28 protein-coding genes are annotated in these 26,411 nt (G+C 73.2%); 17 read left to right on the forward strand and 11 right to left on the reverse strand.

The genetic code is table 11. The annotated features are described in order from the left end of the window. Positions 1-822, forward strand: coding sequence for an acyl-CoA thioesterase (locus tag FZC61_RS08435; protein ID WP_170286028.1), 822 nt, complete (start codon positions 1-3; stop codon positions 820-822). A 164-nt stretch (positions 823-986) separates the two neighbouring features. Here the strand turns inward: FZC61_RS08435 and FZC61_RS08440 are convergent, their stop codons facing one another. Beyond that, positions 987-2,033 (reverse strand): hypothetical protein, encoded by a 1,047-nt coding sequence (locus FZC61_RS08440; RefSeq protein ID WP_148613694.1) that lies wholly within the window; start codon positions 2,031-2,033, stop codon positions 987-989. An 18-nt stretch (positions 2,034-2,051) separates the two neighbouring features. Between FZC61_RS08440 and FZC61_RS08445 the strand changes: the two genes are divergently transcribed. The 8 genes from FZC61_RS08445 to FZC61_RS08480 all read left to right on the forward strand — a co-directional run bounded on the left by FZC61_RS08445 (position 2,052) and on the right by FZC61_RS08480 (position 9,210). Then, positions 2,052-2,462, forward strand: a complete 411-nt coding sequence (locus tag FZC61_RS08445) for a (deoxy)nucleoside triphosphate pyrophosphohydrolase (RefSeq protein WP_148613695.1) — start codon at positions 2,052-2,054, stop codon at positions 2,460-2,462. Then, positions 2,459-2,746, forward strand: coding sequence for a hypothetical protein (locus tag FZC61_RS08450; RefSeq protein ID WP_148613696.1), 288 nt, complete (start codon positions 2,459-2,461; stop codon positions 2,744-2,746). The genes FZC61_RS08445 and FZC61_RS08450 overlap by 4 nt, the downstream gene beginning before the upstream one ends. A gap of 46 nt (positions 2,747-2,792) precedes the next feature. Next, the gene (gene mshB, locus FZC61_RS08455) at positions 2,793-3,716 is read left to right on the forward strand and encodes an N-acetyl-1-D-myo-inositol-2-amino-2-deoxy-alpha-D-glucopyranoside deacetylase (protein ID WP_148613697.1); all 924 of its coding nucleotides are present in this window, start codon (positions 2,793-2,795) and stop codon (positions 3,714-3,716) included. A 103-nt stretch (positions 3,717-3,819) separates the two neighbouring features. After that, entirely contained in the window at positions 3,820-4,071 is a 252-nt protein-coding gene (locus tag FZC61_RS08460; RefSeq protein WP_148613698.1) for a hypothetical protein, read from the forward strand. A 9-nt stretch (positions 4,072-4,080) separates the two neighbouring features. Beyond that, positions 4,081-5,811 (forward strand): VanW family protein, encoded by a 1,731-nt coding sequence (locus tag FZC61_RS08465; protein ID WP_148613699.1) that lies wholly within the window; start codon positions 4,081-4,083, stop codon positions 5,809-5,811. A 577-nt stretch (positions 5,812-6,388) separates the two neighbouring features. Beyond that, positions 6,389-7,243, forward strand: a complete 855-nt coding sequence (locus tag FZC61_RS08470) for an esterase/lipase family protein (protein ID WP_148613700.1) — start codon at positions 6,389-6,391, stop codon at positions 7,241-7,243. A gap of 27 nt (positions 7,244-7,270) precedes the next feature. Next, on the forward strand, positions 7,271-8,233 hold the full coding sequence (locus tag FZC61_RS08475; protein WP_148613701.1) for a DUF389 domain-containing protein: 963 nt from the start codon (positions 7,271-7,273) through the stop codon (positions 8,231-8,233). Beyond that, on the forward strand, positions 8,230-9,210 hold the full coding sequence (locus tag FZC61_RS08480) for a cation diffusion facilitator family transporter (RefSeq protein WP_148613702.1): 981 nt from the start codon (positions 8,230-8,232) through the stop codon (positions 9,208-9,210). The genes FZC61_RS08475 and FZC61_RS08480 overlap by 4 nt, the downstream gene beginning before the upstream one ends. 12 nt (positions 9,211-9,222) lie before the next feature. On the opposite strand, the gene FZC61_RS08485 is transcribed toward FZC61_RS08480, so the two are convergent. Continuing rightward, positions 9,223-10,134 carry a GNAT family N-acetyltransferase gene (locus FZC61_RS08485; protein ID WP_148613703.1) on the reverse strand — a complete coding sequence of 304 codons (912 nt, stop codon included), beginning with the start codon at positions 10,132-10,134 and terminating at the stop codon, positions 9,223-9,225. 67 nt (positions 10,135-10,201) lie between these two features. On the opposite strand from FZC61_RS08485, the gene fdxA reads away from it, so the two are divergent. From fdxA to FZC61_RS08510, 5 genes are read left to right on the forward strand one after another with little or no spacing between them, the layout of a single operon-like run. Continuing rightward, complete coding sequence (gene fdxA, locus FZC61_RS08490) at positions 10,202-10,528, forward strand: ferredoxin (RefSeq protein ID WP_148613704.1); 327 nt, start codon at positions 10,202-10,204, stop codon at positions 10,526-10,528. Positions 10,529-10,532: 4 nt separating this feature from the next. Next, positions 10,533-11,654 (forward strand): succinyldiaminopimelate transaminase, encoded by a 1,122-nt coding sequence (gene dapC / locus FZC61_RS08495; RefSeq protein ID WP_148613705.1) that lies wholly within the window; start codon positions 10,533-10,535, stop codon positions 11,652-11,654. Beyond that, positions 11,651-12,469 carry a hypothetical protein gene (locus FZC61_RS23000; protein ID WP_170286029.1) on the forward strand — a complete coding sequence of 273 codons (819 nt, stop codon included), beginning with the start codon at positions 11,651-11,653 and terminating at the stop codon, positions 12,467-12,469. The genes dapC and FZC61_RS23000 overlap by 4 nt, the downstream gene beginning before the upstream one ends. Positions 12,470-12,486: 17 nt before the next feature. Then, positions 12,487-13,305: a prephenate dehydratase gene (locus tag FZC61_RS08505; protein WP_148613706.1), complete on the forward strand. Its 819-nt coding sequence runs from the start codon at positions 12,487-12,489 to the stop codon at positions 13,303-13,305. Beyond that, positions 13,302-14,216 carry a prephenate dehydrogenase gene (locus FZC61_RS08510; protein ID WP_148613707.1) on the forward strand — a complete coding sequence of 305 codons (915 nt, stop codon included), beginning with the start codon at positions 13,302-13,304 and terminating at the stop codon, positions 14,214-14,216. Before FZC61_RS08505 ends, FZC61_RS08510 begins: the two co-directional genes overlap by 4 nt. A 56-nt stretch (positions 14,217-14,272) precedes the next feature. Here FZC61_RS08510 and FZC61_RS08515 read toward each other — a convergent pair whose 3' ends face one another. The 3 genes from FZC61_RS08515 to dapD form a co-directional block, all read right to left on the reverse strand. Further along, a complete protein-coding gene (locus FZC61_RS08515; RefSeq protein ID WP_148613708.1) occupies positions 14,273-14,740 on the reverse strand; it encodes an SUKH-4 family immunity protein in 468 nt (155 codons plus the stop codon). A gap of 61 nt (positions 14,741-14,801) precedes the next feature. Further along, the gene (locus FZC61_RS08520; RefSeq protein WP_148613709.1) at positions 14,802-15,764 is read right to left on the reverse strand and encodes a VldE C-terminal domain-containing protein; all 963 of its coding nucleotides are present in this window, start codon (positions 15,762-15,764) and stop codon (positions 14,802-14,804) included. Between the two features lie 181 nt (positions 15,765-15,945). Beyond that, positions 15,946-16,905, reverse strand: a complete 960-nt coding sequence (gene dapD / locus FZC61_RS08525) for a 2,3,4,5-tetrahydropyridine-2,6-dicarboxylate N-succinyltransferase (RefSeq protein ID WP_148613710.1) — start codon at positions 16,903-16,905, stop codon at positions 15,946-15,948. A 69-nt stretch (positions 16,906-16,974) separates the two neighbouring features. Between dapD and FZC61_RS08530 the strand changes: the two genes are divergently transcribed. Continuing rightward, positions 16,975-17,928 (forward strand): hypothetical protein, encoded by a 954-nt coding sequence (locus FZC61_RS08530; protein WP_148613711.1) that lies wholly within the window; start codon positions 16,975-16,977, stop codon positions 17,926-17,928. Between the two features lie 31 nt (positions 17,929-17,959). Here FZC61_RS08530 and FZC61_RS08535 read toward each other — a convergent pair whose 3' ends face one another. The 4 genes from FZC61_RS08535 to FZC61_RS08550 all read right to left on the reverse strand — a co-directional run bounded on the left by FZC61_RS08535 (position 17,960) and on the right by FZC61_RS08550 (position 21,038). Then, positions 17,960-18,520, reverse strand: a complete 561-nt coding sequence (locus tag FZC61_RS08535) for a DinB family protein (RefSeq protein WP_211357166.1) — start codon at positions 18,518-18,520, stop codon at positions 17,960-17,962. Between the two features lie 62 nt (positions 18,521-18,582). After that, on the reverse strand, positions 18,583-18,927 hold the full coding sequence (locus tag FZC61_RS08540) for a DNA polymerase ligase N-terminal domain-containing protein (RefSeq protein ID WP_170286030.1): 345 nt from the start codon (positions 18,925-18,927) through the stop codon (positions 18,583-18,585). Beyond that, entirely contained in the window at positions 18,924-20,282 is a 1,359-nt protein-coding gene (locus FZC61_RS08545; RefSeq protein ID WP_148613712.1) for an HNH endonuclease, read from the reverse strand. The genes FZC61_RS08540 and FZC61_RS08545 overlap by 4 nt, the downstream gene beginning before the upstream one ends. 111 nt (positions 20,283-20,393) lie before the next feature. After that, positions 20,394-21,038: a hypothetical protein gene (locus tag FZC61_RS08550; RefSeq protein WP_148613713.1), complete on the reverse strand. Its 645-nt coding sequence runs from the start codon at positions 21,036-21,038 to the stop codon at positions 20,394-20,396. A gap of 308 nt (positions 21,039-21,346) precedes the next feature. On the opposite strand from FZC61_RS08550, the gene ileS reads away from it, so the two are divergent. Further along, entirely contained in the window at positions 21,347-24,568 is a 3,222-nt protein-coding gene (gene ileS, locus FZC61_RS08555) for an isoleucine--tRNA ligase (protein ID WP_148613714.1), read from the forward strand. A 6-nt stretch (positions 24,569-24,574) separates the two neighbouring features. Then, a complete protein-coding gene (locus FZC61_RS08560) occupies positions 24,575-25,252 on the forward strand; it encodes a VOC family protein (RefSeq protein ID WP_148613715.1) in 678 nt (225 codons plus the stop codon). Positions 25,253-25,260: 8 nt separating this feature from the next. On the opposite strand, the gene FZC61_RS23005 is transcribed toward FZC61_RS08560, so the two are convergent. Both FZC61_RS23005 and FZC61_RS23010 read right to left on the reverse strand, forming a co-directional pair. Then, entirely contained in the window at positions 25,261-26,010 is a 750-nt protein-coding gene (locus tag FZC61_RS23005) for a collagen-like protein (protein WP_170286031.1), read from the reverse strand. 85 nt (positions 26,011-26,095) lie between these two features. After that, positions 26,096-26,269: a DUF5999 family protein gene (locus FZC61_RS23010; RefSeq protein WP_170286032.1), complete on the reverse strand. Its 174-nt coding sequence runs from the start codon at positions 26,267-26,269 to the stop codon at positions 26,096-26,098. Positions 26,270-26,411 lie beyond the last annotated feature (142 nt).

Genomic DNA, 26,411 nt, shown 5'->3' on the forward strand with positions numbered 1-26,411 from the left:
GTGACCTCCGTCTTCGACGCCGCCACGGCCGTGTCCAGCCTCGGTCCCGCCGACGGACGGTACGCCGCCGACCTGAGTGACGGCTGGCTGATCGGTGGTGGCCTCAACGGGGGCTACCTCCTGGCCACCCTCGCCCGCGCCGTGCGCGCGACGCTGCCCGACAAGCCCGACCCGCTGGCGATCAGCGCGCACTACCTCTCGGCCTCGCGGCCGGGGCCGGCCGAGGTCGACGTCCGCGTGCTGCGCGAGGGCGGCACGGTCGCCACCGCCGCCGCCGAGCTCCGGCAGGGCGACGACCTACGGATCAGCGCCCTCGCGACGTACGGCGACCTCGTGCGGCTGGCCGGCGGGCCCGACGACGTGCGCACCACCGCGTCCCCGCCCGACCTGCCCGCGCCCGACGACTGCGTGCCCAACTCGGTGGCCCCGGTCGACCTCGAGGCGGCGTCGCTGCTGCAGCGCTTCGACATGCGCTTCCACCCCGACGACGTCGGGTGGGCGGTCGGTGAGCCCAACGACAGCGGCGTGATGCGCGCGTGGTTCCGTCTCGAGGACGACCGCGACCCCGACCCGCTCTCGCTGCTGCTCGTGCTCGACGCGCTGCCGCCGGTGACCTTCACCTACGGCGCGATGGGCTGGGCGCCGACCATCGAGCTGACCGCCCACGTGCGCGCCCTGCCCGCCCCGGGCTGGCTGCGCGTGACCCACGCGAGCCGCAACATGGCCGGCGGGCTCTTCGAGGAGGACTGCGAGGTCTGGGACTCAGCCGGCCGGCTGGTCGCCCAGGCGCGGCAGCTGGCCCGGATGCCGCGTCCGGTCTGAACGGCCGGCGTTCGACGAGCGTCACCCCACGGTGGTCGAGGAGGTTGCGCTAGCAACCATCACGAGACCATCCAGCCGCAGGTCGGAGTTGACTCGACCGTCGGCTGCGGTCAGGTGGTCTCGTGACGGCCGCGGGCGGGATGGTGCTCGACCACCGTGAGGGGTCAGTCGAACCAGGAGCGGCGCATGGTGAACAGCCACCGCACCATCGGGTGCTCGGAGACGGAGTAGAGGAGGTCCTCCTCGGGCCAGTAGGCGATGTCCTCGTTGCCCATGGGGGTCGCGTGGGGGTGGTGGACGAGGTGGCCGGGGGAGCCGGCGTAGACCGAGCCGCGCTCGCGGCGTCCCTGGGAGACGGTGACGTGGAGGCGGCCCCGGGCGTTGACGACGCCCTGCATGCGGCGCGGGCCGTCGCCGAGGGTCTGCAGCCGGGCGCGGTCGTCGTCGCCGGTCTCGAGCAGGCCGGTGGTCGGGTCGAGCGCGAACCTGGCGAGGCGGCGGGTGCGCGTGGGGTCGTCGGTGAACTCGCCGGCGAGCAGGGCGGGCGGGTCGGTGCTGCGGTCGAGGGACAGGAACGAGTAGCGGAACCCCTCGAGGCCGTCGATGCCCTCGTCCTTGCGGGCGGCGTACTGGAAGCGGGCGGGCAGCACGTAGCGGTAGCCGAACGCTGCGTCGCGGGTTCGCACCCGCACCAGGTCGTCGGTGCGGAAGGTGAACATCCCCTTGCCGGTGGCGGCCACGTGGAGGTGCTCGCCGTGCCAGACGACGCCGCCGGCGTGGACGTGCAGCGGCTCGAGCCCGCCGTCGGCCGTGGCGCGCACGAGGAGCACGTGGCGGTAGCGCAGGCGGTCGAGGTCGATCACGGTCAGTCGTGAGCCGTGCTTGGTGTGGTCCCACGGCAGCTTCTTGGCGTACGACGACATGACCACCAGCCGGCGTCCGGCGAGGTCGCGGCCCGCCGACGGCCCCGCGTCACCCGCGGTGGTGACCCCCTGCGGCCACCACCGCAGGTCGAGCTGGTCGCGCAGGTCGAGCCGCCACGCCTCGTGGACCGCGCGCCCCGGGGCCCACGAGCGTCGCAGTCGGCGCGGCAGGTCGTCGACCAGGTCGGCGAGCGCGAGCCGGCCGTCGCTGCGCGCGACGAGCGCCTCGACGGCGTCGTCGCTGCCGCCGACGCGCTCCAGGTAGAGCCCGGTCCCCGCACTGGTCACGCCGGTAGTCTCGCCGACGTGACCAACGGCAGCCTCAGCAGCGGCGGCAGGAAGGTCGTCGTCGCGGCGGCGGTGCTGCGCGACGGGCGCCTGCTGGCGTGCCGTCGTACGACGCCGCCCGAGGCCGCCGGCCGCTGGGAGCTCCCCGGGGGCAAGGTCGAGGACGGCGAGACCCCCGACGCGGCGCTGGTCCGCGAAGTGGGTGAGGAGCTCGCGGTCGACGTCACCGTCACCGGGTGGCTCGAGGGGGCCGCCCCGATCGGTGACACCCACGAGCTGCGCGTGGCGACCTGCTCGGTCGCCACCTGGGCGCCGTACCCCGTCGAGCACGACCGGCTGCGCTGGCTGCGGGCCGCCGAGGTCGACGACGTCGACTGGCTCGAGCCCGACCGCCCCTTCCTGGCCGCCCTGCGCGCGAGGCTCGCATGAGCGGCCCGACCGGGCGCGGCATCTTCTTCGACGAGGACGACGCCCGCGCGGTCGCGGCCCGGCTGGCCGCCGAGGGCTACACGGTCGACGTGGCCCGCGAGCGCCTGGCCGGCGAGGACGACGACGAGGACCACCCGTGGGCGGTCGTCACCGACGCGCCCGGCGTCGTGCTCGAGCTGCTGGTCGACGAGCACGACGGCTGGTACGACGTCGAGGAGCAGACGGCGCCGCCGACCGCGCCGCCGGACCTGCCGACGGCGCCCAGGCGGCTCAAGCGCGAGTGAGCGGACGGGCCGCGGGGCGTTGTGCGGTGCTCATTACGCTCTCACCATGACCCAGACCCCGGCCCAGCGTCTGCTCCTCGTGCACGCCCACCCCGACGACGAGTCGATCGGCCAGGGCGCCACGATGGCCAAGTACGCCGCCGAGGGGCGCGGCGTCACCCTGGTGACCTGCACGGCCGGGGAGATGGGCGAGATCCTCGTGCCCGAGCTCGAGCACCTGGCCGCCGACCAGGAGGACAAGCTCGGCGAGCACCGGCGCGGCGAGCTGGCCGACGCCATGGCCGCCCTCGGGGTCACCGACCACCGCTTCCTCGGCGGGTTCGGGCGCTTCCGCGACTCCGGCATGAAGTGGCACGCCGACGGCTACGCGATCGCCGCCGACGACATCCACGACAACGCGTTCTGGCGCGCCGACCTCACCGAGGCCGCCGACCTGCTCGTCGAGGTCATCCGCGAGGTGCGCCCGCAGGTGCTCGTCACCTACGACCAGTTCGGCGGCTACGGCCACCCCGACCACATCCAGGCCCACCGGGTCGCGACCTACGCCGCCGCGCTGGCCGCGGTGCCGTCGTACCGCACCGACCTGGGGGAGGCGTGGGACATCGCGAAGATCTACTGGGGCGCGATGTCGGAGAGCCGCATGCGCGCCGGGCTGCGCGCGCTGCGCGACGCGGGCGACACCACGAGCTTCGAGGGCATGGACCCCGACGGCCCGCTGCCGCACTTCGTCACCCCCGACGAGAACCTCTCGGCCGTCGTCGACGCCGAGGACCACGTCGACAAGAAGATGGCGGCCCTGGCGGCGCACAAGACCCAGATCACCATGGACGGACCGTTCTTCGCTCTCTCCAACAACGTCGGGTCGAGCGCCTGGGGCGCGGAGTTCTACCGGATCGCCAAGGGCACGCGCGGGCCGGTCAACGACGAGGGCCTCGAGACCGACCTGTTCGCCGGCCTGACGGGCGCGTGAGCTGAGCAGGGGCCTGACCGTCGGCCGAGCGCTGGGACTGGTCCTGCTGGGGGCCCTGGTCGGCGCTGCGACGGTCCTCACCCACGGGCGTACGACGGGCCTGGTGCTCGGCCTGGTGGCGTCGCTCGCCGCCGCCTGGGCGCTGCCGGGCGGGTGGTCGCTGCGCTTCGCCTTCACGACCGGGTGGGCCCTGGCGCTGGTCGTCGCGCTGGTGCCGCGCTCGTCGGGCGGCTACCTGATCGGCTCCGACGCCCCCGGCTACGCCCTGCTCGTCACGGGTCTCGTGCTGGTGCTGGTCGGGATCGTCACGGTGCGTCCGCTGCGTCCTGCGCCTTCCGACGACCCCGCTCCGTAGGATGGATCGGTGAAGAGCGAGCGCGCCGGTGGTCGCCTGGTCGTGGTCGTCGTGCTGGTGCTCGCGCTGCTGGCCGGCGGTGGCTACGCCTCGGCCTACTACGTCGCCGGTGACGCCCTGCCCCGTGGCGCGTCCATCGGTGGCGTCGACGTCGGCGGGCTGTCCCCGGCCGAGGCCGAGGAGGCGCTGCGCGCCGGCCTCGCCGCGCAGGTCGCCGCGCCGATCGGGGTCTCGCTCGAGGGGCGCACCGCCGAGGTCGACCCGGCCGAGGCCGGGCTCCGGGTCGACTACGCCGCCTCCGTCGCCACGGCCGCCGGCACCCGATCCTGGCGCCCCGCCGACCTCTGGGACCACTACGCCGGTGGCGACGACACCGCCCCGGTCGTCCGCGTCGACGAGGCGGCCCTCGACGCCGCCGTCGACGACCTCGCCGCCGGGCTCGGCACCGACCCGGTCGACGGCACCGTCACCCTCGCGACCGGCCGGGTGCAGACGACCCGGGCGGTGCCCGGTCGCGGGCTCGACCCGGGCTCGACCCGCGAGGCCCTCGTGGCGTCGTACCTCACCGGCGACCCGGCCGAGCTCGAGATCACCCGCCTGCAGCCCGACGTCGACGACGCCGACGTCGAAGCCGCGGTCACCTCGTTCGCCGAGCCGGCGCTCTCGGCCCCGGTCACCCTGGCCATCGGGACGGCCCGCGTCACCCTCCAGCCCGACGACTACGCCGCGGCGCTGCTGCTCGAGCCGAGCGAGGGCGCCCTGGTGCCCCGCGTCGACGTCGACGCCCTGGTGCCGTTGGTCGGGTCGGCCACCGCCGGCGACGGCGCACCCGTCGACGCCCGGATCGAGCTCGTCGACGGCCGGCCGCGGGTGGTCAAGGCCAAGCCGGGGGTGACCTACGCCGAGGACGACCTCGCCGCGGCGTTCCTCGAGGTCGTCACCGGGCCCGAGGGCGAGCGGACCGTCGAGGTGCCCGGCACCGTCGACCAGCCCGACTTCACCACGAAGGACGCCCGCGCGCTCGGCGTGCGCGAGAAGGTCTCGTCGTTCACGACCTACTTCCCCTACGCCGACTACCGCAACACCAACATCGGCCGCGCCGCCGAGATCGTCGACGGCACGCTGCTCCGGCCCGGCGAGGTCTTCTCGCTCAACGACATCGTCGGCGAGCGGACCCGGGCCAACGGCTTCACCGAGGGCACGATCATCAGCGACGGCATCTTCGTCACCGACCTCGGCGGCGGTGTCTCGCAGATGGCGACCACGACCTTCAACGCGATGTTCTACGCCGGCCTCGAGGACATCGAGCACAAGCCGCACTCGGTCTACATCGACCGCTACCCGGTGGGGCGCGAGGCGACCGTCGCGTTCGGGTCCGTCGACCTGCGCTTCCGCAACGACACCGACCACGGCGTGCTCATCAGCGCCAAGCTCACGCCGTCGACCCCGTCGTCGCAGGGCGTGCTGACCGTGAGCATGTTCTCGACCAAGGTCTGGGACATCACCGAGGTCACCTCCGACCGCTACGCCTACGTGGCCCCCGGCACCCGCACCCTCGACACCGCCAACTGCGTCCCCAACACCGGCTACTCCGGCTTCCAGGTCGACGTCACCCGCGTCTTCCGTCGCCCCGGGTCCGACGAGGTCGTCAAGCGGGAGAAGTTCCACACCGACTACATCGCCTCCGACACCGTGGTCTGCCGGCCGGTCGGGTCGCTGTCGACTCCGCCGCGGCCCTAGGGCCTGCGCCGCCGGGGTCTCGCGGGTGCGGGGTCTTCCGGTCATTCCGTTCCTGCTCGGCCCCGGGTCATGGCTCCTCGGGTCGTCCACGCGCCTGGCATCCCGGGTCTCGCCGTCAAGGACGCTCGCTTCGCTCGCGACACTTCGTGGCGCCTTTCGGGCGTCCTTGACAGCGAGCCTCTCCCGGAGCGCGGCGCACGGGCAGCGGCAAGCCGCGCCCTCGTCGGCGCGGACAACCCGAGGCCCACGGTCCGAGGCCTTGTCCGGCTCGAGGTGGGGTCCTGGTCCACCACACGGACCGAGATCGCGTATCGAGCTGCCGCGGGGCGCACCGGGACGCTGACACCCTGGCAGGGCCGATGAAATTTCAGCGGCCCAGTCACCTGGACAGCGTCCCGGTGACCGCGGGTGTGACTCGCGCGGCCGCCAGACCCGGACCCCGTGGTCACCTCAGGCCTCCCGGTGCGGTTGGTGTGGTCTCGAGACGGTCGCGGGCGACCTCCTCGACCACCGTGGGGGCGTGCCTCGACCACCGTGGGGTGACGGTCGGCGTACGTCGTCACTACAGTCCCGTGACATGCGCCACAGCCTGGGAGCCCTGCTCGCCGCCGTCCTGCTCTCCGCCGGCCTGACCGCTACCGCCTCGCCCGCCCCGGCGGCCCCGGCCCCCGCGACCGGCCTGCCGACGCTGCCGACCTCGCCGTTCGGCGACCCGCCCGGCGCCAACGACTGGACGTGCAAGCCGACCGCGGCACGGCCGACGCCGGTGATCCTGGTCCACGGCACCGCGGGCGACCGGACCAACCTGCTGCAGCGGCTCTCGGCCGGCATCAAGGCCAAGGGGTTCTGCGTCTACTCCCTCGACTACGGCAACCGCGGGCTCGACGACATCCCCACCTCGGCCGGCCAGCTCAAGGCCTTCACCGAGCGGGTGCTGCGCTCGACCGGGGCGCGCAAGGTGTCGATGGTCGGTCACTCCCAGGGCGGCATGATGCCGCGCTACTACATCAGGTTCCTCGGCGGCGACCGCGTGGTCGACGACCTGGTCGGCCTGTCGCCGTCCAACCACGGCACGGTGATCACGGCCGGCTCCAACGCGTTCACCCGCCTCGTCGGCTACGCCTGCGTCGCCTGCGTCCAGCAGGGGGCTGGGTCGGCCTTCCTGCGCACGCTCAACGCCGGCGACGAGACCCCGGGCTCGGTGAGCTACACCCAGGTCACCACGCGCTACGACGAGATCGTCGTCCCCTACACCTCCGCCTACCTCGCCGCCGGACCGCGCACCACCAACGTCACGCTGCAGGACGTGTGCCCGCTCGAGCCTGCCGAGCACCTCTTCATCCCGCTCGCGACGCCGTCGCTGTCGATCACGCTCGACGCCCTGACCCACACCGGCCCCGCGCGGGCGGGCTTCCGTCCGCGTTGCTTCTGAAGCACGCAGGCCCCGTAGCCTGAGCCGGTGCTCGTCCACCTCCGGCTGACCGTCCCCGCTGCGCTGGCCGACGCCGTACGCCGCCTCGTGGTCGAGCATGACCACACGACCAACGTCACCCTCCAGGCCGGCGCGGGCCTCAAGCCGCCCGGGGACCTGATCGAGGTCGACGTCGCCCGCGAGTCCGCCGCCGCGCTCGTGCGCGACCTGCAGGCCCTCGGCCTCGACGAGGACGGCGGGATCGTGCTCACCACCCCGACCGGCACACCGTTCCGTGCGGCGCGGGTGCTGGAGGCCCAGGCCCCCGGGCACCCCGACGACGCCGTCATCTGGGACTCCGTCGAGGCGACCGCCTACGGCGGCGCGACACCGACCCTGAGCTACCACGTGTTCCTGGTGATCGCGGTCGCCCTGGCCGCCGTCGCCGTCATCACCGACTCCAGCGTGCTCGTCGTGGGGGCGATGGTGGTCGGGCCCGAGTTCAGCGCGATCGCCGCGCTCTGCGTGGGTCTGGTGCTGCGGCGACCCCGGCTGATCACCCGCAGCGCGATGCTGCTGGTGCTCGGCTTCGCGCTGGCCATCGGCGTGGTCACGGTCCTGGCGCTCCTCGCGCGCGCCACCGGCATGGTCGAGGCGGTCGACATCACCCGTCCGCGCCCCGGCACCGGCTTCATCTGGCACCCCGACCGGTGGTCGTTCGTGGTGGCGGTGCTGGCCGGTGCGGCGGGTGCGCTGGCGCTGGCCATCGAGCGGTCGACCATCATGGTCGGGGTGTTCATCAGCGTCACCACCGTCCCCGCCGCCGGCAACCTCGCGCTCGGCCTGGCCGTCGGCGACGCCGGCGAGATCGGGGGGTCCGCCGCCCAGCTGGGCCTCAACGTCGTCGGCATGGTCACCGCGGGCGTGCTGGTCCTGCTCCTCATCCGGACGGCGTGGCCGTGGCTCGCGCTGCGCGCCGAGCGCATCTTCGGCACCGCGGGTCCGGCATGAGCGACGACCCGGACCCGACCCGGGGCGCCAAGGGCACCAAGGGCAGCGAGTCGCTGGTCACCGTCGTCGTCGCGCTGGTCGCCAACGGCCTGCTCGCCCTCGCCAAGTCGGTCGCCGCGCTGCTGACCGGGTCGGCGGCCATGGTCGCGGAGGCGGCGCACTCGTGGGCCGACACGGGCAACGAGGTGTTCCTGCTCGTCGCCGAGCGCCGCGGCAGCCGCCCGCGCGACGCCGCGCACCCCCGCGGCTACGGCCGCGCGACCTACACGTGGTCGTTGATCGCGGCGTTCGGGCTGTTCTCGGCCGGGTCGGTGGTCTCGCTGTGGCACGGCCTCACCGAGCTGACCGCCGAGCGCACCGACGAGAGCTTCACGATCAACTACGTCGTGCTCGCGATCGCGTTCGTCCTCGAGGGCACGTCGTTCGTCCAGGCCAGCCGCCAGGTGCACGGCGCGGCCGGCAGGATCGGCCTGCACCCGCTGCGCTACGTCTCCCGCACCTCCGACCCGACCCTGCGCGCGGTCTTCCTCGAGGACCTCTCCGCCCTGCTCGGCATCCTGCTGGCCGCCGTGGGCATCGGGCTGCACCAGCTCACCGGTGACCCGGTCTGGGACGCCGTCGCCTCGATCGCCATCGGGGTCCTGCTCGGTGTCGTGGCGGTGTTCCTGATGCGCCGCAACATGGAGTACCTCGTCGGCGAGGGCACCAGCCCCGCCCTGCGCGACCGCGTGCTCGCGCTGCTGCGCGACCACGAGGAGGTCCAGCGGGTGACCTACCTCCACCTCGAGTACGTCGGCCCCCAGCGGATGTTCGTCGTCGCGGCCGTCGACCTGGTCGGCGACGACACCGAGGACCACCTCGCGGTGCGCCTGCGCCGCGTCGAGACCGACATCGAGACCGACGACCTCATCGAGGACGCCGTGCTCACCCTGTCGCAGCCCGACGACGCCGACCTGGAGCCGACCGCCCCGCGCTAGCAGGCACCGGCGTCAGCGGAGGTCGGCGGGGACGAGGTAGCGGTAGCGGTGGTGGGTGCGGAAGCCCAGCCCGGCGTAGAGCGCGAGCGCCGGCTCGTTGTCGGAGAGCACCTGCAGGTAGGCCGTGGCCGCGCCCCGCTCGGCGCCCCAGCCGACGAGCGCGGCCATCACCTGCCGCCCCAGGCCGCGGCGGCGGTGGGCCGGGTCGACCTCGATCGCGCGGAAGCCGACCCAGTCGTCGGCGTACGCCGCGACGCCGCCGGCCACCCCGCCCGCGTCGGCGGTGACGACGTCGCCGTCGACCGCGAGCACGACCGCGCCGTCGTCGACCGCCCGCACGGCCCGCGCCACCTGAGCGAGGCCCGCGACCTGGAAGAGGGTGTCGGCCTCGTGCGACTCCGGCACCCAGCCGAGACCGGTGAACAGGTGGTCCTCGGCAGAGCCCGCGAGCACCGCGGCGACCGGACGCCGGTAGTGCGCGACCACGGCGGCCACGGCCTCGGCGTCGGGCAGCCCGGAGGGGCCGAAGGCCAGCACCGAGTTGGCCCGTCGTGCTGTGGCGGTCGGGGAGTCGCGCAGCACCCAGTCGCCCAGGGGAGCGGTCTGCAGGTCGGGGAACAGGGCGAACCCGCGCACCTGTGCCTCGCGCGCCGGCACCCGGTCGCGCACCGACGCCCGCGGCGGCACCGGCTTGCCCGACACGACGTCGGCCAGCGGGACCGTCAGGGCAGGACCCGACTGCGGACGCACCACGATCACCCCCGCGCCGAAGGCCTCGCAGACCCCGAGCAGGTCGGTCATCGCGGGGCCACCACTGGGCCCGGTCTCGCCGCGGACCAGGCGGCGCACGACGACGCGCTGCCCGACGACGTGGGGACCGAGCGAGTGCCTGCCCACGGAGTGGGGTTCCTGCGTCTGCGACACGACCCACACACTAGGCTGAACGTGCTCTCGTACCCCTGATCCACTTGCATCCCCTGGAGGAACCTCGATGACCTACGTCATCTCGCAGCCCTGCGTCGACCTCAAGGACCGGGCCTGCGTCGACGAGTGCCCCGTCGACTGCATCTACGAGGGCAAGCGGATGCTCTACATCCACCCCGACGAGTGCGTCGACTGCGGCGCCTGCGAGCCGGTCTGCCCGGTCGAGGCGATCTTCTACGAGGACGACGTCCCGGAGGAGTGGAAGGACTACTACACCGCCAACGTCGGCTTCTTCGAGGAGCTCGGCTCCCCGGGCGGCGCGGCCAAGATGGGCGAGATCGACCACGACCACCCCATCGTCGCGGCGCTCGCCCCCCAAGAGCACGACGACTGACCCGGTGAGGCCCGGCTGGCACGCCGGGGTCGCCGCGACCCGCCAGCGGGCCGCGGCCTGCGGGCTCCCCGTCGTCGACCTGTCGGTCGGCGCCCCGGTCGACCCCACCCCCGAGGTGGTGCGCCGGGCGCTCGTCGAGCACGCCGACTCCCCGGGCTACCCGCTGACCATCGGCCGTCCGGGCCTGCGCGAGGCCCACGTCGACTGGCTGGCGCGCGTCCACGGCGTGACCGGGCTCGCCCCTGAGCAGACGCTGCCCACGGTCGGCAGCAAGGAGCTCATCGGCACCCTCCCGCTGCTGGTGCTCGACGCAGCCCGACCCGGACCGGTCGCGATCCCGGCCCTGGCCTACCCGACGTACGCCGTGGGAGCGGCCCTCGCGGGCCGCGAGGTCGTGTCCTACGAAGGCGTCGACGACCTGCGGGCGCTGCCGGTCGCGCCGGCGCTGGTGTGGGTCAACTCGCCGGCCAACCCGACGGGCCGGGTGCTCGCCCCCGCCGACCTGGCCGCCCTGGTGGCCTGGGGTCGCGAGCACGGTGCGCTCGTGGTCTCCGACGAGTGCTACCTCGACCTGGGGTGGGGGGTCGACGTGGCCACGGTGCTCCACCACGACGTCAACGCCGGCTCGACCGAGGGCCTGCTCGCCGTGCACTCGCTGAGCAAGCGGTCCAACCTGGCCGGCTACCGGTGCGGGTTCGTCGCCGGCGACGCCGCGGTCGTCGCCGACCTGACGGCCCATCGGCGCGACCTCGGCCTGATCATGCCCGAGCCCCAGCAGGCCGCGGCGATCGCGGCCCTGGGCGACGAGACCCACGTCGCCGAGCAACGGGCCCGCTACGCCGCCCGCCGCGCCGTCCTGCGCGCAGCGCTGGTCGAGGGCGGCTTCCGCATCGACCACAGCGAGGCCGGTCTCTACCTGTGGGCCACGCGCGGCGAGCCGAGCCACGTGACGACCGGGTGGCTGGCCGACCGGGGCGTCGTGTCGGTCGACGGCCTGTCCTACGGTCCCACCGGCGACGAGCACGTCCGGCTGGCCATCACCGCCACCGACGAGGCCGTCGCCCTGGCCGCCGACCGGCTCACCGCGATCGGCCCCGGGAGCGGCACTGAGAGGATGGCCCCATGAGCCTGCTGCCCCTGACCCGCTCGCTGGCCCACGCCGGCACCGACCCGCTGACCCTGATCGCACGGGTCCGGGCCGCGCTCGGCTGGAGCGGCAGCGACTTCCTGGTCGGGCTGCAGGGCTACGACGAGCTGATGGCGACCCTCGACGTCGCCCACGACGTCGAGGGCCTGGTCCGCATCGGCGACCCGACCTCGCCGCCGCTGCGGCTGCTGCGCGCCCTCAACGCGCTCGACCCCGAGATCCGCCTGGCCCGGGTCGCGACCGTGCCGTCCCCGTGGCGCTGGACCCGCCTGGGTGGCGGCGCCGGCGACGCCCAGGCCGTCGCGCTGCGCCAGCAGGCCTACTCCGACGTGGTCGGCGCGATGGGTCGTGCCGGCGTCGCGTTCCGCGTGATGCCCGACGACACCAGCACCGACGACCTGCTCGCCGCCGGCCAGGAGGCCGGCTCGGCGGTCGTCGACGTCGACGAGCTGCGGGGCGACGACGTGCTGATCATCGGGTTCCTCGAGCACCAGGCGCCGATCTCCTACGGCCTGCTCAGCCGCGCCCCGTCCAGCGACCGACCCGTCGACGCGGCGTGGCTGTCGATGACCCCCGAGCGCGAGTCGGCCGGCACCCTCATGGTCGCCCTCGAGCGGTTCAGCGCGCTGGGCATCGACCTCGACTTCCTGCACAGCGACCCCCAGGGGCCCGGCCTGCACGACTTCCACGTCGGCTTCCGCGCCGACGCCGGCCGGCTCGCAGAGCTCCAGGCCGCGCTCGGCACGGTCGGCTTCGACAGCCGCGTGCTCGCCGCCTTCGCCCAGGGACAGTGACCGTCGGTGACCGCGCCGTGAACGTCACCTACCTCGGCCCCTCGGGCACCTTCACCCACCAGGCCGTCGTGGCCCTGCGCCCCGAGGCCGAGGCGGTGCCCGTCGCCGACGCCGCGGAGGCCCTCGCGGCGGTCGAGTCGGGCCGGGCGTCGTACGCCGTGCTGCCGATCGACAACTCCGTCAACGGGGTCGTCGTGCCGACCCTCGACGGGCTCCTGGGCCGGCCCGGGCTCTCGATCGTCGACAGCGTGGTGCTGCCGATCTCCTTCGACGCCTGGACCCGCGACCCGACGGTGGAGCCGCACGTCGTGGTCAGCCACCCGCACGCCCTGGCCCAGTGCCGGGGGTGGATCGAGGCCCGGGGCCTCGGCACCCGCGAGGCCGCGTCGACCGCGGCGGCCTGCCGCGACCTGGGTCCCGGTGAGGTCGGCATCGGCCCGCGCATCTGCGGTCGCCTCTACGACCTGCACGCGGTCGCCGAGGGGGTCGAGGACAACGCGGCGGCCTACACCCAGTTCGCGCTGGTCTCGGCGAGCCGGCTGCCGGTGCGCGCCGACGGCGACGACGGCCTGCTGGTCAGCCTGTTCCCCGACGCCAACGTGCCCGGCATCCTGCGCCGGCTGCTCGGCGTGCTCGAGGAGCGCGGGGTCAACATGACCAACCTGGTCACCCGGCCGGTGCCGTCCTCACCCGGCCACTTCGTCTTCCTGCTGTTCCTCTCGGGCTCGTTCACCGCCGACGACTTCGAGGTCATGTCCTCCGAGTGGGCGGCCCTGGGAGCCACCGCGCGCGCCCTGGGCCGGATCTCGCCGCTGCACGAGCTGGCCGCCAAGTGACCTACCGCCGTACCGCCGTGGTCGGTGCCGGCCTCATCGGCGGCTCCCTCGCCCTGCGGCTGCGCGACCTCGGCGTCGACGTCGTCGTCGTCGACCCCGACCCGGGCACCCGCGCGGCGGCCGCCGCGGTCGGGCTCGTCGTGGCCGAGACCGTGCCCGGCGACCGCGACCTGGTCGTCCTGGCCGCGCCGCTCGACGTCATCGTGGCGGCCCTGCCCGAGGTCGCGGCCGCCGCGCCCGACGCGGTGCTGGTCGACGTCGGCAGCGTCAAGGGCACCGTGCGCGACGCCTGCCGCGCCCACGGGCTCGAGCACCGCTGGGTGGGCGCCCACCCGATGGCCGGCACCGAGCGGTCGGGCTTCGCCCACGCGACGGCGTCCCTGCTCGTCGGCGCGTCGTGGGCGGTGACCCGGGGGGCAGGGCCGGTCGCCGACGTCGTGCGCTGGGTGGTCGACACCTTCGACGCCACCGCGGTCGTGCTCGACACCGACGCCCACGACCGGGCCGTCGCCCTGGTCAGCCACGCCCCGCACGTGCTGGCCAACGCGTTGCTCGGCGTCGTCGAGGACGCCGCCGACCCCGCCGCCGCCCACCTGGCCGCCGGCTCGTTCCGCGACGGCACCCGTGTCGCGGGCCGCGACCCGCTGCGCACCCGCAACATGCTCGCCGACAACGCCGCCGCGCTCGGGCCCGTCCTCGACGACCTCGTCGTGCTGCTGCAGCACTACCGCCGCGAGCTCGACGACCGCGCCGCGCTCGCCGAGCGCCTGGCCTCGGTCACGGCCGGGGCCGACGCCGTACGGCGTCCCGAGCCGGGGTGGCGCCCCTGCGCCGACCTCGACGCAGCCCTGGCCGCCCCCGGCACCACCCTGCTGCGCCGCGGTCCCTCAGGGCTCGAGCTCTCCCGATAGTCGTGGACGTTGTGCACCGACCCTGGTCGTGTGCAGAAGGTCCACGACTATCGCGGTCAGGAGCCGTAGGAGAGCTCCTCGGCGAGCACCGACCAGAAGGCGTTCTCGTCGGCGACGGCCTCGGGGTCGATCTCGGCCAGCTGCTTGGCGAGCCGTCGCCCGATCTCCTCGATCTCGTCGACCGCCTCGTCGTCGACCTCCTCGTCGAGGTCGTCGTCCTCCACGGTCTCGGCCTCGTAGCGCCCGACCTCCTCGTGGGCGGCCACCGCGACCTGGACGCACCGCACGAACCTCTCGAGGCTGCTGTTGAGGACGAACGCGTCGGCGTCGTCGGGCACGCCCTCGAGCCGGCCGGTCTCACGGTCGAGCAGGACGTCCCAGGACCGATCGCCGAGCCCGAGGAGCGCGCGGCCGTCGCGGTCGGCGTACGGCGGCTCCTGCCAGGTCCCGGGGTAGGCCTCCAGCGACTCGTCGAGGGGGAGCACGTCGGCGAGGGCGGTGATGATGTCGTCGTCGGTGAGCACGGCCGGGAGCCTAGTGGTGGTGGCTGAGCACGGTCCTCAGGTTCGCGGCGGGCCGGGCGGTTCAGGCGAAGACGTCGACGTGCACGTGGTCGCGGTGCTCGAGGACCGCGCGGTCGCCGGGTCGGTCGGGGGCGTCGTAGTCGCGCCAGCTGTCGTCGCGACCGGCGACCCAGATCCGGTCGTCGAAGATGACGGTGCGGACCTGCAGGCGCTGGGCGTGGGCGACGAGGTACGCAGCGACCGCCCAGCCCCGGTCGCGGTTGGCCTCGGTGACGGGCCGGAAGAAGACGTCGAGGGCGCGCCCGTCGTAGTGGGCCGAGCCCTTGACGTGACCGGTGCTCACGCCACCGGGCTCGAACCCGCCCAGCGACAGCGGGCCGAACGCCGTCTCGAGGTCGCGGCGTACGGCGTCGGCGCGCGCGGTGAGCCCCTGGCGGGTCAGCGTGGCGCCGCCCGCGTCGACGTCGCCGTCGACGGTGCACGCGAACGCCGCGTCGGACTCACCGGTCAGGGCCGAGGCCAGGACGCGAGCGTCGCTCTCGTGGTCGGCGTAGGCGCGGGGGAAGCCGGAGCGCTGCACCTCCTGCGCGGCCACCGTGATCTCGAGCGACTGGTAGCCGTCGACCTCGACGAGCGCGTCGTAGAAGGCGTTGGCGGCGTGCACCGGGTCCTGCACCTGCTGCGCGGAGCCCCAGCCCTGCGACGGGCGCTGCTGGAACAGGCCCAGCGAGTCGCGGTCGCCGTGGTCGACGTTGCGCAGGTCGGACTCCTGGTAGGCCGTCGCGAGGGCGATCGACACCGCGCGCGGCGGCAGGCCACGGCGTACGGCGACCGCGGCGATCGTCGCGGCGTTCTCGGCCTGCTCGACGCTGAGGGTCACCGACCGCTCACCGACGACCGCCGTGCACCCCTCCTCGGCCCCGAGGAACGGCACCCGCCCCTCACGCAGCAACCCGGTCACCACCCCGCCCACGACGAGCAGCGCCGCGACCGCCACCAGTGCCGGTGCCACGCCCCTTCTCATGCCACGAGTGTGCCGGGGGACTGGTCAGCCGTTCACGACCGTCACCCACGGTGGTCGAGCACCATCCCGCCCGCGGCCGTCACGAGGCCACACGACCGCAGCCGATGGACCGACGTGGCCTGTCGCTGCGGCTTGGTGGTCTCGAGACGGTTGCCAGGGCAACCTCCTCGACCACCGTCGGCTAGTTCGCGTGCAGGGCCTCGTTGAGGGCGACGCCGCTGCCCTTCCACGCGACGGCCTCGACGGCGCCGGTGACCGAGTTGCGGCGGAACAGGACGTTGTCGTGGCCGGAGAGCTCGACGGCCTTGACGACGGTGGGCTTGCCGTCGCGATCGCGGATGGTCACCTTGGTGCCGGCGGTGACGTAGCAGCCGGCCTCGACCACGCAGTCGTCGCCCAGGGAGATGCCGAGGCCGGAGTTGGCGCCGAGCAGGCAGCGCTCGCCGATCGAGATCACCTGGCTGCCGCCGCCGGACAGCGTGCCCATGATCGAGGCGCCCCCGCCGACGTCGGAGCCGTCACCGACCACCACACCGCCGGAGATGCGGCCCTCGACCATCGAGGCGCCGAGGGTGCCGGCGTTGAAGTTGACGAAGCCCTCGTGCATCACCGTGGTGCCCTCGGCGAGGTGGGCGCCGAGGCGGACGCGGTCGGCATCGCCGATGCGGACGCCGGACGGCACGACGTAGTCGACCATCCGTGGGAACTTGTCGACGCCGAAGACGGTGACGTGGACGCCGGAGGCGCGCAGCCGGGCGCGGGTCAGCTCGAAGCCCGCGACCGCGCAGGGCCCGGCCGAGGTCCACACGACGTTGGTGAGCAGGCCGAACACCCCGTCCATCGAGCAGCCGTGGGGCCGGACGAGCCGGTGCGAGAGCAGGTGGAGGCGCAGCCAGGCGTCCTCGGTGGACGCGGGCGGCGCCGCGAGGTCGGCGACCTCGACCAGGCGCACCTCGCGCGTGACCCGGCGTACGTCGTCGGGCACGGCCAGCGCCTCGAGCCCGTCGGGCACGGCGCCGGCGTCGGAGCCGAGCCGCGGCTCGGGGAACCAGACGTCGAGGACGGACCCGTCGGTGTCGAGGGTGACGAGGCCGTGGCCCGAGGCCGGGCGTGGACGGTCGGACGAGGTCTGGTCGGTCACGGCGGACCACTCTAGGAGAAGGGCGGCGTGGACGGTTTCGGGTGCGGGCCCCGTGGGCAGTCAGGCCCCATGCCTCGTTCCCTGCGTGCTCTCACCACCTCCACCGCGCTCGTCGTCACCGCAGCGCTCCTGCCCCTGTCCGCGGGCCCCGCGTCCGCCGCCCGCACCGACCCCTCGCCCGAGCCCGCCCCGCGGGCGGCCACCGGCATCACCATCCGCGACACCGCGGTGGCGTCCCCGGTGTTCGTCCCCGTCGCCCCCACGTCGTCGCGCGCGACCACCTGGCCCATCGGTGGCGGGTCCACCAACCTCGTCGGCCCCAGCGGCACCGCCACCGGGGCGCCGGCCCAGCAGCTGAGTCGGGTCCAGATGCGTCACTACCGCGTCTACGGCGGTGTCCTGGCGGGCGTCGTCGACCTCGTGGCCGCGCCCGATGCCAGTACTCCGTCATGGGTGCTCGTGGCCTTCGGCAACGTCAGCGCCGACGGCACCATGTGCGAGTCGCCGGCCGGCAGCAACATCGCCTTCACCTCGACCGACACCGACACGGTCAACAACCCGGTCTACGACGGCGCGCGGATCCAGATCAAGCCGTTCCAGTTCCCCACCGCCCGCACCGCGACCTGGAACTGCGCCTTCGCCGACACCGCGACCGACAGCACCTTCGCGACGCCGTACGACTCGCTCGCGGGGCCCGCGAGCCTGTTCCGCCAGAAGCCCGACCTCAAGATCGTGGTCAAGGGCCGCAAGCTCAAGCGCTACGGGTTCACCCGGATCCCGGTCGTCATCAAGAACTCCAGCGACACCATCGCCACCGCGCCCCGCGTGCGGCTCAAGGTCAGGACGCGGGGGGTCGCGGTCCGCTACAACCCGCGCGTGGGCACGATCCGGCCCGGCACCGCCAAGCGTGGCTCCATCCGCATCAAGGACACGCGACCGGGCAAGGGCTTCGTCACCTTGATCGTGACGTCGAAGGACTACCGCCGCAAGGTCCGCCTGGTCGTCCGCGAGGTCCGCGGCTGACGCGTGCCGCGCGCGACGGCCCCCGGCGCTCCTACTGGCCGGTGCGGCCGTCGATGCACTCGCGCAGCAGGTCGGCGTGGCCGCAGTGGCGGGCGTACTCCTCGACGAGGTGGACCAGCACGTCGCGCACCTCGAGCTCGCCGTCGGGGTGCGGGCAGAGCCGGTCGAGGTCGATGGTGGCGTAGACCGACTCGGCGTGCGTGACCTCGCGGCGCCAGCTGGCCCAGGCCTCCTCGACCACGGCCGGGTCGGCCACGGCGCCGTCGAAGTCGAGGTCGGGCTGCTCCTCGGTGCGGTAGAGCCGGTCGAGGTGTGGTTGCGCCTGCACCACCCGGCGCGCCCACGAGTGCTCGACCTTGGCCAGGTGGCGCACCAGCCCGAGCAGCGACATCGTCGACGGCGGTACCGAGCGTCGCGCCAGCTGCTCGGCGTCGAGGCCCTCGCACTTCATCTCGAACGTCAGCCGGTAGGCCCGCAGGTAGTCGAGCACGACGGCCCGCTCGCCGCGGAGGACCGGCTCGCCGGTGTGACGCGGGTCGACGTCGGGGTGGGCCCACATGCCCCGGGGAGGTGTCAGTGCGTCGTGGTCCATGCGGACCACCCTGTCGCCGGTGTGCGGCCGGGGGCAACCGGGTTGTCGTCGCTCCCGCCCCCTCAGACCTGTTCCTTGAGCAGGTGCAGCAGCCAGTCACGTCCGGTGTCGATGAGGGCGTAGCGGCGCGTGCCGTGCTGACCGTGCAGGTCGAAGACGAAGCGTCGATCGCTGCGGTCGACGAGGGTCCAGGTGCCGTGGTCGGCCACCGTCTTGTCGTCGTCGGTGTACGTCGCGTGCTCGAGCGCGTGGTCGGCCACCGCGACGGCGAGCCGGTCGTGGTGGCTGTCGGTGGGCAGGCCGCGCGGCACCGCCCAGGACCTCAGCACCCCGTCCTCCTCGAGCCGGAGGTCGAAGTGCGGCCGCGGCTTGCGGTGGTCGTGCAGCACCCACACCGGATCACTCACCCGCACGACCCAACCACAGGCGTGCCGGTGGCCCCGGCCGGGTGGGCGGGGTGTCGGGGCGGGGTGGTCAGGGTTCGGTGGTGCGGTCGACGAGGTAGGTCGTACCGGCCGGGGATCGCCACAGGTAGACCCCTGGGGCTGGTGAGTCGTAGGACCAGAGACTGAAGGTCTTGGCGCGGTGGTGTCCGCGGCACAGGCGGGCGAGGTTGAACGACCGGGTCTGGGCGACCCCGCCGTCGTCGTGGTCGCCGTCGTGATCGCTGGCGTGATCGCTGGCGTGATCGGTGTCGTGATCGGTGTCGTGGTCGTAGGGCTGGGTGTGGTCGCGGTCGGTGCGGTGGCGGGTGCAGAACGGGAAACACGCAGCGTCGGTCGCGCAGGTCGACCTGTTCGGCCAGACGGGCATCGGGGACGTAGCCGTGGGTGGTGAGGTCGGCGTTGAGGTCGATGACGGGCTTGATGGTGACCTTGACCCCGGGGCGGGTGCACCAGGTGATCAGCTGGTCGACCAGGACCGGGGTGCCGTTGACGGTGGCGACGTCGGTGTCGTTGACGTGGGCGTAGAGCGTGACTCCCCGCCCAGGCGCGGTGCCGGTGCTGGGGTCGGTGTCGGGGTTGGCGGTGAGGTCGAGGGCGAGCTGGCCGCGGGCGATCTCGCCGGCGGCTGCGGCGCGGCGTACGTCTAACGGGTCGTTGTTGCCGAGGTCGGCGAGCTGGGTGGCGGTCGCGGTGATGGCGGCGTCGAGGTCGAGGGCGTCGGCGAGGTCGAGGACGCCGTGGACCTCGACGGTCCCGCCGAGCAGGATCGGGTTGTCGGTGAGGTCGATGTCGAAACAGCGGGCTTCGTCGGCGCGCTTGCGCCGGTCCTCGGCTTCGGCCGGGTTGTGGGTGGCCAGGGCGACGGCGATGGTGCGTTCGACCTGGCCCAGCGTGATCGACTCGGCGCAGTGGGCCAGGGCCCGGTCGACGTCAGCAACACCCTCAGGCGGTAGGCACTGGGTGCGGGCGGTGATCCGGAACGCGCGCCACACCGGAACCTGCAGGTCGAGGACGCGTTGCCACAGCCGGGGCAGGCGGTGGCGCAGCTCCAACGCGTTGCCGACGTAGGTGGTGCAGGAGTCGGCGGACTGGCCCAGGACACAGGACAGGTCCCAGGTGTCGAACTCGCTGATGACGGGGCACCCGACCCCACCCAGCCGCAGCCCCGGGGTCGCCACCAGTGCATCACCGACCTGGTGGGCGCCGGTCCAGTCGAGGACCGCGACCAGCTCGGCCACCTCGCCCTGTCGCTTCCAGTCCCGGGCCTGCGCGACCGCGGCCAGGGCCGGGTCGAGGAAGGTCTGGGTGCCGGTCATGTCTTCGACCCTAGACGCCACCACCGACAATTCGCGCGAGTGTTCGATGGTCCTGGGACAGTCGGGACGTGCGCCACGGGATCCGATCGATCCGCTGTGCCCGCGTCCGCCTCAGTGGGCGAGCACGACGCCGGTGGCGCTGCAGTCGTCGTCGGGGTTGATGGTCACGTCGGCCGACAGCGTCCCGGAGACCCGGCTGCCCGCGGCGTTGCTGTAGACGAAGGACACCTGCGCGGTGTCCCCGTCGTCGCCGGCGAGCAGGTCGAACGGCTGACCCGGGTTGAACGACAACCCTTCCATGTCGGCCTGGAGCACCGTCGGGGGCGCCGAGTCGGTCACGGCGACGGTCGACACGTAGCCGCCGGGCAGGCTCGTGCTCGCCGCGAGGCCGGTACGGGTGATGCCACCGGCCACGGTGCAGGTGAGCTCGATGGTGAAGTCGGCGCTCTGGAACACGTACGCGGGCCGCCCGGGTCCGGGGTCCTGGGAGGTGTCGACGGTGGTGATGGTCGTGCCGTCCACGACGCCCGCCTCCTGGGCCCGCACCGCCGTGTCGGCGTTCGGCACCCGGCCGAGCGTGGACTCCTTCACGTCGGCGCCGGTGACGGCGCCGTTCTTGATCTTCACGCTCGTGACCGCGTTGTCACGCAGGTCCTTGGTGCCGATCCTGACGGCGGCATACGACGTGCCGCCGAGGGCGACGACGAGGGCGAGAGTGCTGGTGACGGCGGCGTACCGCGCGGAGGTGAGGGGCATGGCGTCACTCTCGCGGGCGCGGTTCGGGTCGGGTTCGGGTTTCCTGTGGGTGGAACTGATTCGCTGGGGCCCACCCCCGGGTCCTACGCTGGTGACCACAGGCGCCCGAGCCGTCATCAGCGGCGAGCCTTCCGGAAGAACGGGTCCCGCACGCCAGCGGGCACCTCACTAGAACCGGAAACCCGAACGAAGCGGTCTCCGTCCCCGGACGGCGGCAAGCGAGGTGGTACCGCGGTCCCCGGCAGCACAGGCAGCACAGGGGTCGTCCTCGTGCGACACGAGCACGTACCGACCGCAGGAGCCTCCCGATGCCGTACCCCAAGAACGACCCCGCCCGACGCGTGCCGTCGAACCCGCGGTTCCCCGAGATCGAGGAGCGGGTGCTCGAGTTCTGGCGGCAGGACGGCACCTTCCAGGCCAGCGTCGAGGCGCGCGAGGCCGGCGCCGACGGCAGCAACGAGTTCGTTTTCTACGACGGCCCGCCCTTCGCCAACGGCCTGCCGCACTACGGCCACCTGCTCACCGGCTACGTCAAGGACGTCGTGCCGCGCTACCAGACGATGCGCGGACGCCGGGTCGAGCGCCGCTTCGGCTGGGACACCCACGGCCTGCCCGCCGAGCTCGAGGCGATGCGCCTGGCCGGCATCAAGACCACCGACGAGATCCTCGAGCTCGGCATCGAGAAGTTCAACGAGCTCTGCCGCGACTCGGTGATGAAGTACACCGGCGAGTGGCGCGACTACGTCACGCGCCAGGCGCGCTGGGTCGACTTCGACCACGACTACCGCACCATGAACCCCGACTACATGGAGTCGGTCATGTGGGCGTTCAAGCAGCTGCACGACAAGGGCTACGTCTATGAGGGCTTCCGCGTGCTGCCCTACTGCTGGAACGACGAGACGCCCCTGTCCAACCACGAGCTGCGCATGGACGACGACGTCTACCAGAACCGCCAGGACCCCGCCGTCACCGTCGGCTACGACGTCACGACGCCCGGGCAGTTCCTGGGCGCCAAGCTGCTGATCTGGACCACCACGCCGTGGACCCTGCCCAGCAACCTGGCCGTGATGGTCGGCAGCGACATCGACTACGTCATGGTCGAGGTCGACGGCACCCGCTACGTCCTGGCCGAGGCGAGGCTGTCGGCGTACGCCCGCGAGCTGGGCGACGACCCCACGGTCGCCTGGCGGGGCAAGGGCGCCGACCTGCTCGGCCTGACCTACACGCCGCCGTTCTCCTACTACGCCGGCCGCGAGCGTGCCTTCCGGGTCGTGCCGGCCGACGAGGCCGTGACGACGACCGACGGCACCGGCATGGTCCACACCGCCGGCGCCTTCGGCGAGGTCGACAAGGAGGTCACCGACCGCGAGGGCATCGAGGCCGTGATGCCCGTCGGCAAGGACGGCCGCTTCACCGCCCCCGTCGACGAGTACGCCGGGATGCTCGTCTTCGACGCCAACCCCCACGTCATCGACGACCTCAAGAACCACGGTGGCGCCGTCACCCCGGGCACGGTGCTGCTGCGCCGCGAGACCTACGACCACTCCTACCCGCACTGCTGGCGCTGCCGCGAGCCCCTGATCTACAAGGGCGTCTCGTCGTGGTTCGTCGAGGTGACGGCGTTCAAGGACCGGATGATGGAGCTCAACCAGCAGATCAGCTGGGTGCCTGACCACATCCAGGACGGCCAGTTCGGCAAGTGGCTGGAGAACGCCCGCGACTGGTCGATCACCCGCAACCGCTTCTGGGGCAGCCCTGTGCCGGTCTGGGTCAGCGACGACCCGGCGTACCCCCGCGTCGACGTCTACGGCTCGTTCGCCGAGCTCGAGCGCGACTTCGGGCGGGTGCCGACCAACAAGGACGGCGAGCGCGACCTGCACCGTCCGTTCGTCGACGAGCTGACCCGACCCAATCCAGACGATCCCCGGCCCGAGGGCGAGCGGTCGACGATGCGCCGCGTCACCGACGTGCTCGACGTGTGGTTCGACTCGGGCTCGATGAGCTACGCCCAGGTGCACTACCCGTTCGAGAACCAGGAGTGGTTCGACAACCACTTCCCCGCCGACTTCATCGTCGAGTACATCGGCCAGACCCGCGGCTGGTTCTACACGATGCACGTCCTTGCGAGCGCGATCTTCGACAAGCCGGCCTTCCAGAACTGCGTCAGCCACGGCATCGTCCTGGGCAGCGACGGCAACAAGATGAGCAAGTCGCTGCGCAACTACCCCGACGTCAGCGAGGTCTTCGACCGCGACGGCGCCGACGCGATGCGCTGGTTCCTGATGTCGAGCCCGATCCTGCGCGGGGGCAACCTCGTCGTCACCGAGCAGGGCATCCGCGACTCCGTGCGCCAGGTGATGATCCCGCTCTGGAACAGCTGGTACTTCCTGCAGCTCTACGCCAACGCCGCCGACGGCGGCCGGGGCGTCGACGTCGTCGCGTCGACCGAGTCGACCAACCTGCTCGATCGCTACGTGCTCGCCAAGGCCCGCCAGTACGTCGCGGAGATGACGACCACCCTCGACGCGTACGCCGTCGCCGAGGCCTGCGACGCGACGCGCACCTTCCTCGACGTGCTGACCAACTGGTACATCCGACGCTCGCGGGGACGGTTCTTCGACGAGGACGCCGCGGCGTTCGCCACCCTGCACACGGTGCTCGAGACGGTCTGCCGGGTCACCGCGCCACTGCTGCCGCTGACCACCGAGGAGGTCTGGCAGGGCCTGACCGGCGGGCGCTCGGTGCACCTGACCGACTGGCCCGAGGTCGACTCGCTGCCGGCCGATGACGCGCTCGTCGCGGCGATGGACCAGGTGCGCGAGGTCTGCTCGGCGACCTCGGCGCTGCGCAAGGCGGCGTCGCTGCGCAACCGGTTGCCCCTCTCGACGCTCACCGTCGTGGTGGCCGATCCCCAGTCCCTGCAGGGATTCGAGTCGATCGTGGCCGACGAGGTCAACGTCAAGACGGTCCGGCTGCTCGCCGCCGACAGTGCCGAGGCGGCGGCGTACGGCGTCGAGCAGAAGCTCATGGTCAACGCGCGGGCCGCGGGGCCGCGACTGGGCCGCGACGTCCAGGTGGCCATCAAGGGCTCGAAGTCCGGCGACTGGTCGGTGGCCGACGACGGCACCGTCACCGCGGGCGGGCTGGCGCTGGTCGAGGGCGAGTACACGCTCGAGACCGTGGCCGGCTCGAGCGACGCCGACACCGCGATCGGCGTGCTGCCCGGCGGCGGGTTCGTCGTGCTCGACACCGCGGTCACCGCCGAGCTGGCCGCCGAGGGCCTGGCCCGCGACCTGGTGCGCGCGGTCCAGCAGGCCCGTCGCGACGCCGGCCTCGACGTCTCCGACCGGATCGCGCTCCGGCTCACCGGCAGCCAGGTGCTCGCCGACGCGGTGCGCGAGCACGAGGCGCTCGTGACCGGCGAGACCCTGACGACGTCGTACGAGATGGTGGTCGGGACCGCCGACTCCTACGACGCCGCCCTGGGTGACGGGGAGCAGGTCGCGATCACCGTCACGAAGGCCGGCTGAGCCGCCGTGAGCCTCGTGACCTGGCAGGACCTGTGCCTCGACGCGCTCGACGTCGACGCGCAGTCGCGGTTCTGGGCGGCGGTCAGCGGCCTCGAGGTTGTCGGACCGCTCGAGCACCGACGGCTCGAGGGCCCGACGCCGCGCCACACCGTCTGGATCAACGAGGTCGACCGTCCGCACCGGGTCAAGAACCGGCTGCACCTCGACGTCGACTGCGCGTCGGTCGACGACCTCGTCGCGCTCGGCGCGCGCGTGCTGTCGCCGGCCGCCGAGACCGGGCTCGGCTGGACGGTGATGGCCGACCCCGAGGGCAACGAGTTCTGCGCGTTCGTGCGCGACCGGGCGCCGGGCTTCCGGCTCCACGGCGTCGGGGTCGACTGCGTCGACCCCGAGCTGCTCGCGCGCTGGTGGGGTGAGCTCTTCGGCGTCGACCCGGAGCCCGGTCAGGGCGAGGACGACGCACGGTGGTGGACCCTCGCCGGGGTCGCGGCCGACGACCGGATGACCCTTGACTTCAACGCCGTCCCGGAGCCGCGCACCGAGCCCAACCGCGTGCACTGGGACGTCGTCGGGCTGGTCGACGACCTGCTGGCGCGCGGGGCGACGTACCTGTGGGCGCAGCCGCACTGGACGGTGCTGGCCGATCCCGAGGGCAACGAGTTCTGCGTGTTCGCGCCGAGCTGATCCGTCCGTCAGGTGGTGCCGATGGTGAGTCCCCACCGGGCGACGGAGGCGGCGGGAGCGGCGCCACCGCCGTTGAGGAACCCCTGGAAGAGGAAGCCGAGCTCGGAGCCCGCGGGGACCGCGATCGCCACGGTCTGCTCGCACGAGGTGGCCGTGCCGGTGATGGAGCACAGGAGCTTGCGCTGGGCGGCGTTGCCGTCGAGGACCAGGGTGAACTCGCGGCGCGCGACCCCACCCGGCGCCGTGCCGAGCTCGACGCGGAAGTTGCGCACCACGGTCGCCACGGCAGGGGAGAGGGTCGAGACGTCGTCGTCGACCCCGCTGGTCACCCGTCCGTCGAGGCTCAGGCTCTGGCTGCCGGTGAGGGAGGCCCTGCCGGTCAGGACCGCGGCGGCCGACGAGCCGGTCGCACCCACGGGACCCGCAGGACCCTGAACGCCGGTGGGGCCCTGCGGTCCCTGGGCGCCTTGCGGTCCCTGGGCGCCTTGCGGTCCCTGGTCCCCGGTGACGCCCTGCGTCCCGGCGGGGCCCGCCGGACCGGCAGGGCCGGGCTTGAGCTGACCCTTCGCGAAGTCGGTCGCGCGCAGGGTCGCGTCCTTGACGTCGGCGGTCGTCAGCGAGCCGTTCTTGACCTGCGGCGAGCCGACGCTGTTGCGGGCCAGCGTGGCCGCGGCGTACGAGGTGCCGCCGAGCGCGACGAGCAGGGCCAGGCACGAGACGAGCATCGGGGCCGTGGCCACGGAGCGGGAGCGGTCCATGGCGCGACGCTAGGGCGTGAGGACCGACCCCGGAATGGCCCGAATGGGCCAGCGAGCGCCCGTCGGTGGGCCTCGGTCCGGGGCCTCAGCCGGCGAGCTTGAGCGCGCGGCCGTCGGGGGTGAGGTAGCCGCCGTCGTCGAAGAGGATGACGCCGTTGCACAGCCGGCACCAGCCCTGCTCGCTGTGGTCGGCCACCACGTGGGCCGTGCAGCAGGCGCTCGAGTCGGTGTCAGGACAGGAGGGTGAGTGGTCGCACATCGTCGTGCTCCTTCTGGGGGGATCCGTGCGGGTGACGGAGGTGGGGACGGTCCGGGTGATGTCTTCCATGGAACTCCTGGGTCGCGGCTCGCGCAGCCGTTCTCCCGAAGTCTGTGGAGAACCACCCGATCGAGCCAGTGGT

Source organism: Nocardioides rubriscoriae, assembly GCF_008087085.1.
Lineage (GTDB): Bacteria > Actinomycetota > Actinomycetes > Propionibacteriales > Nocardioidaceae > Nocardioides > Nocardioides rubriscoriae.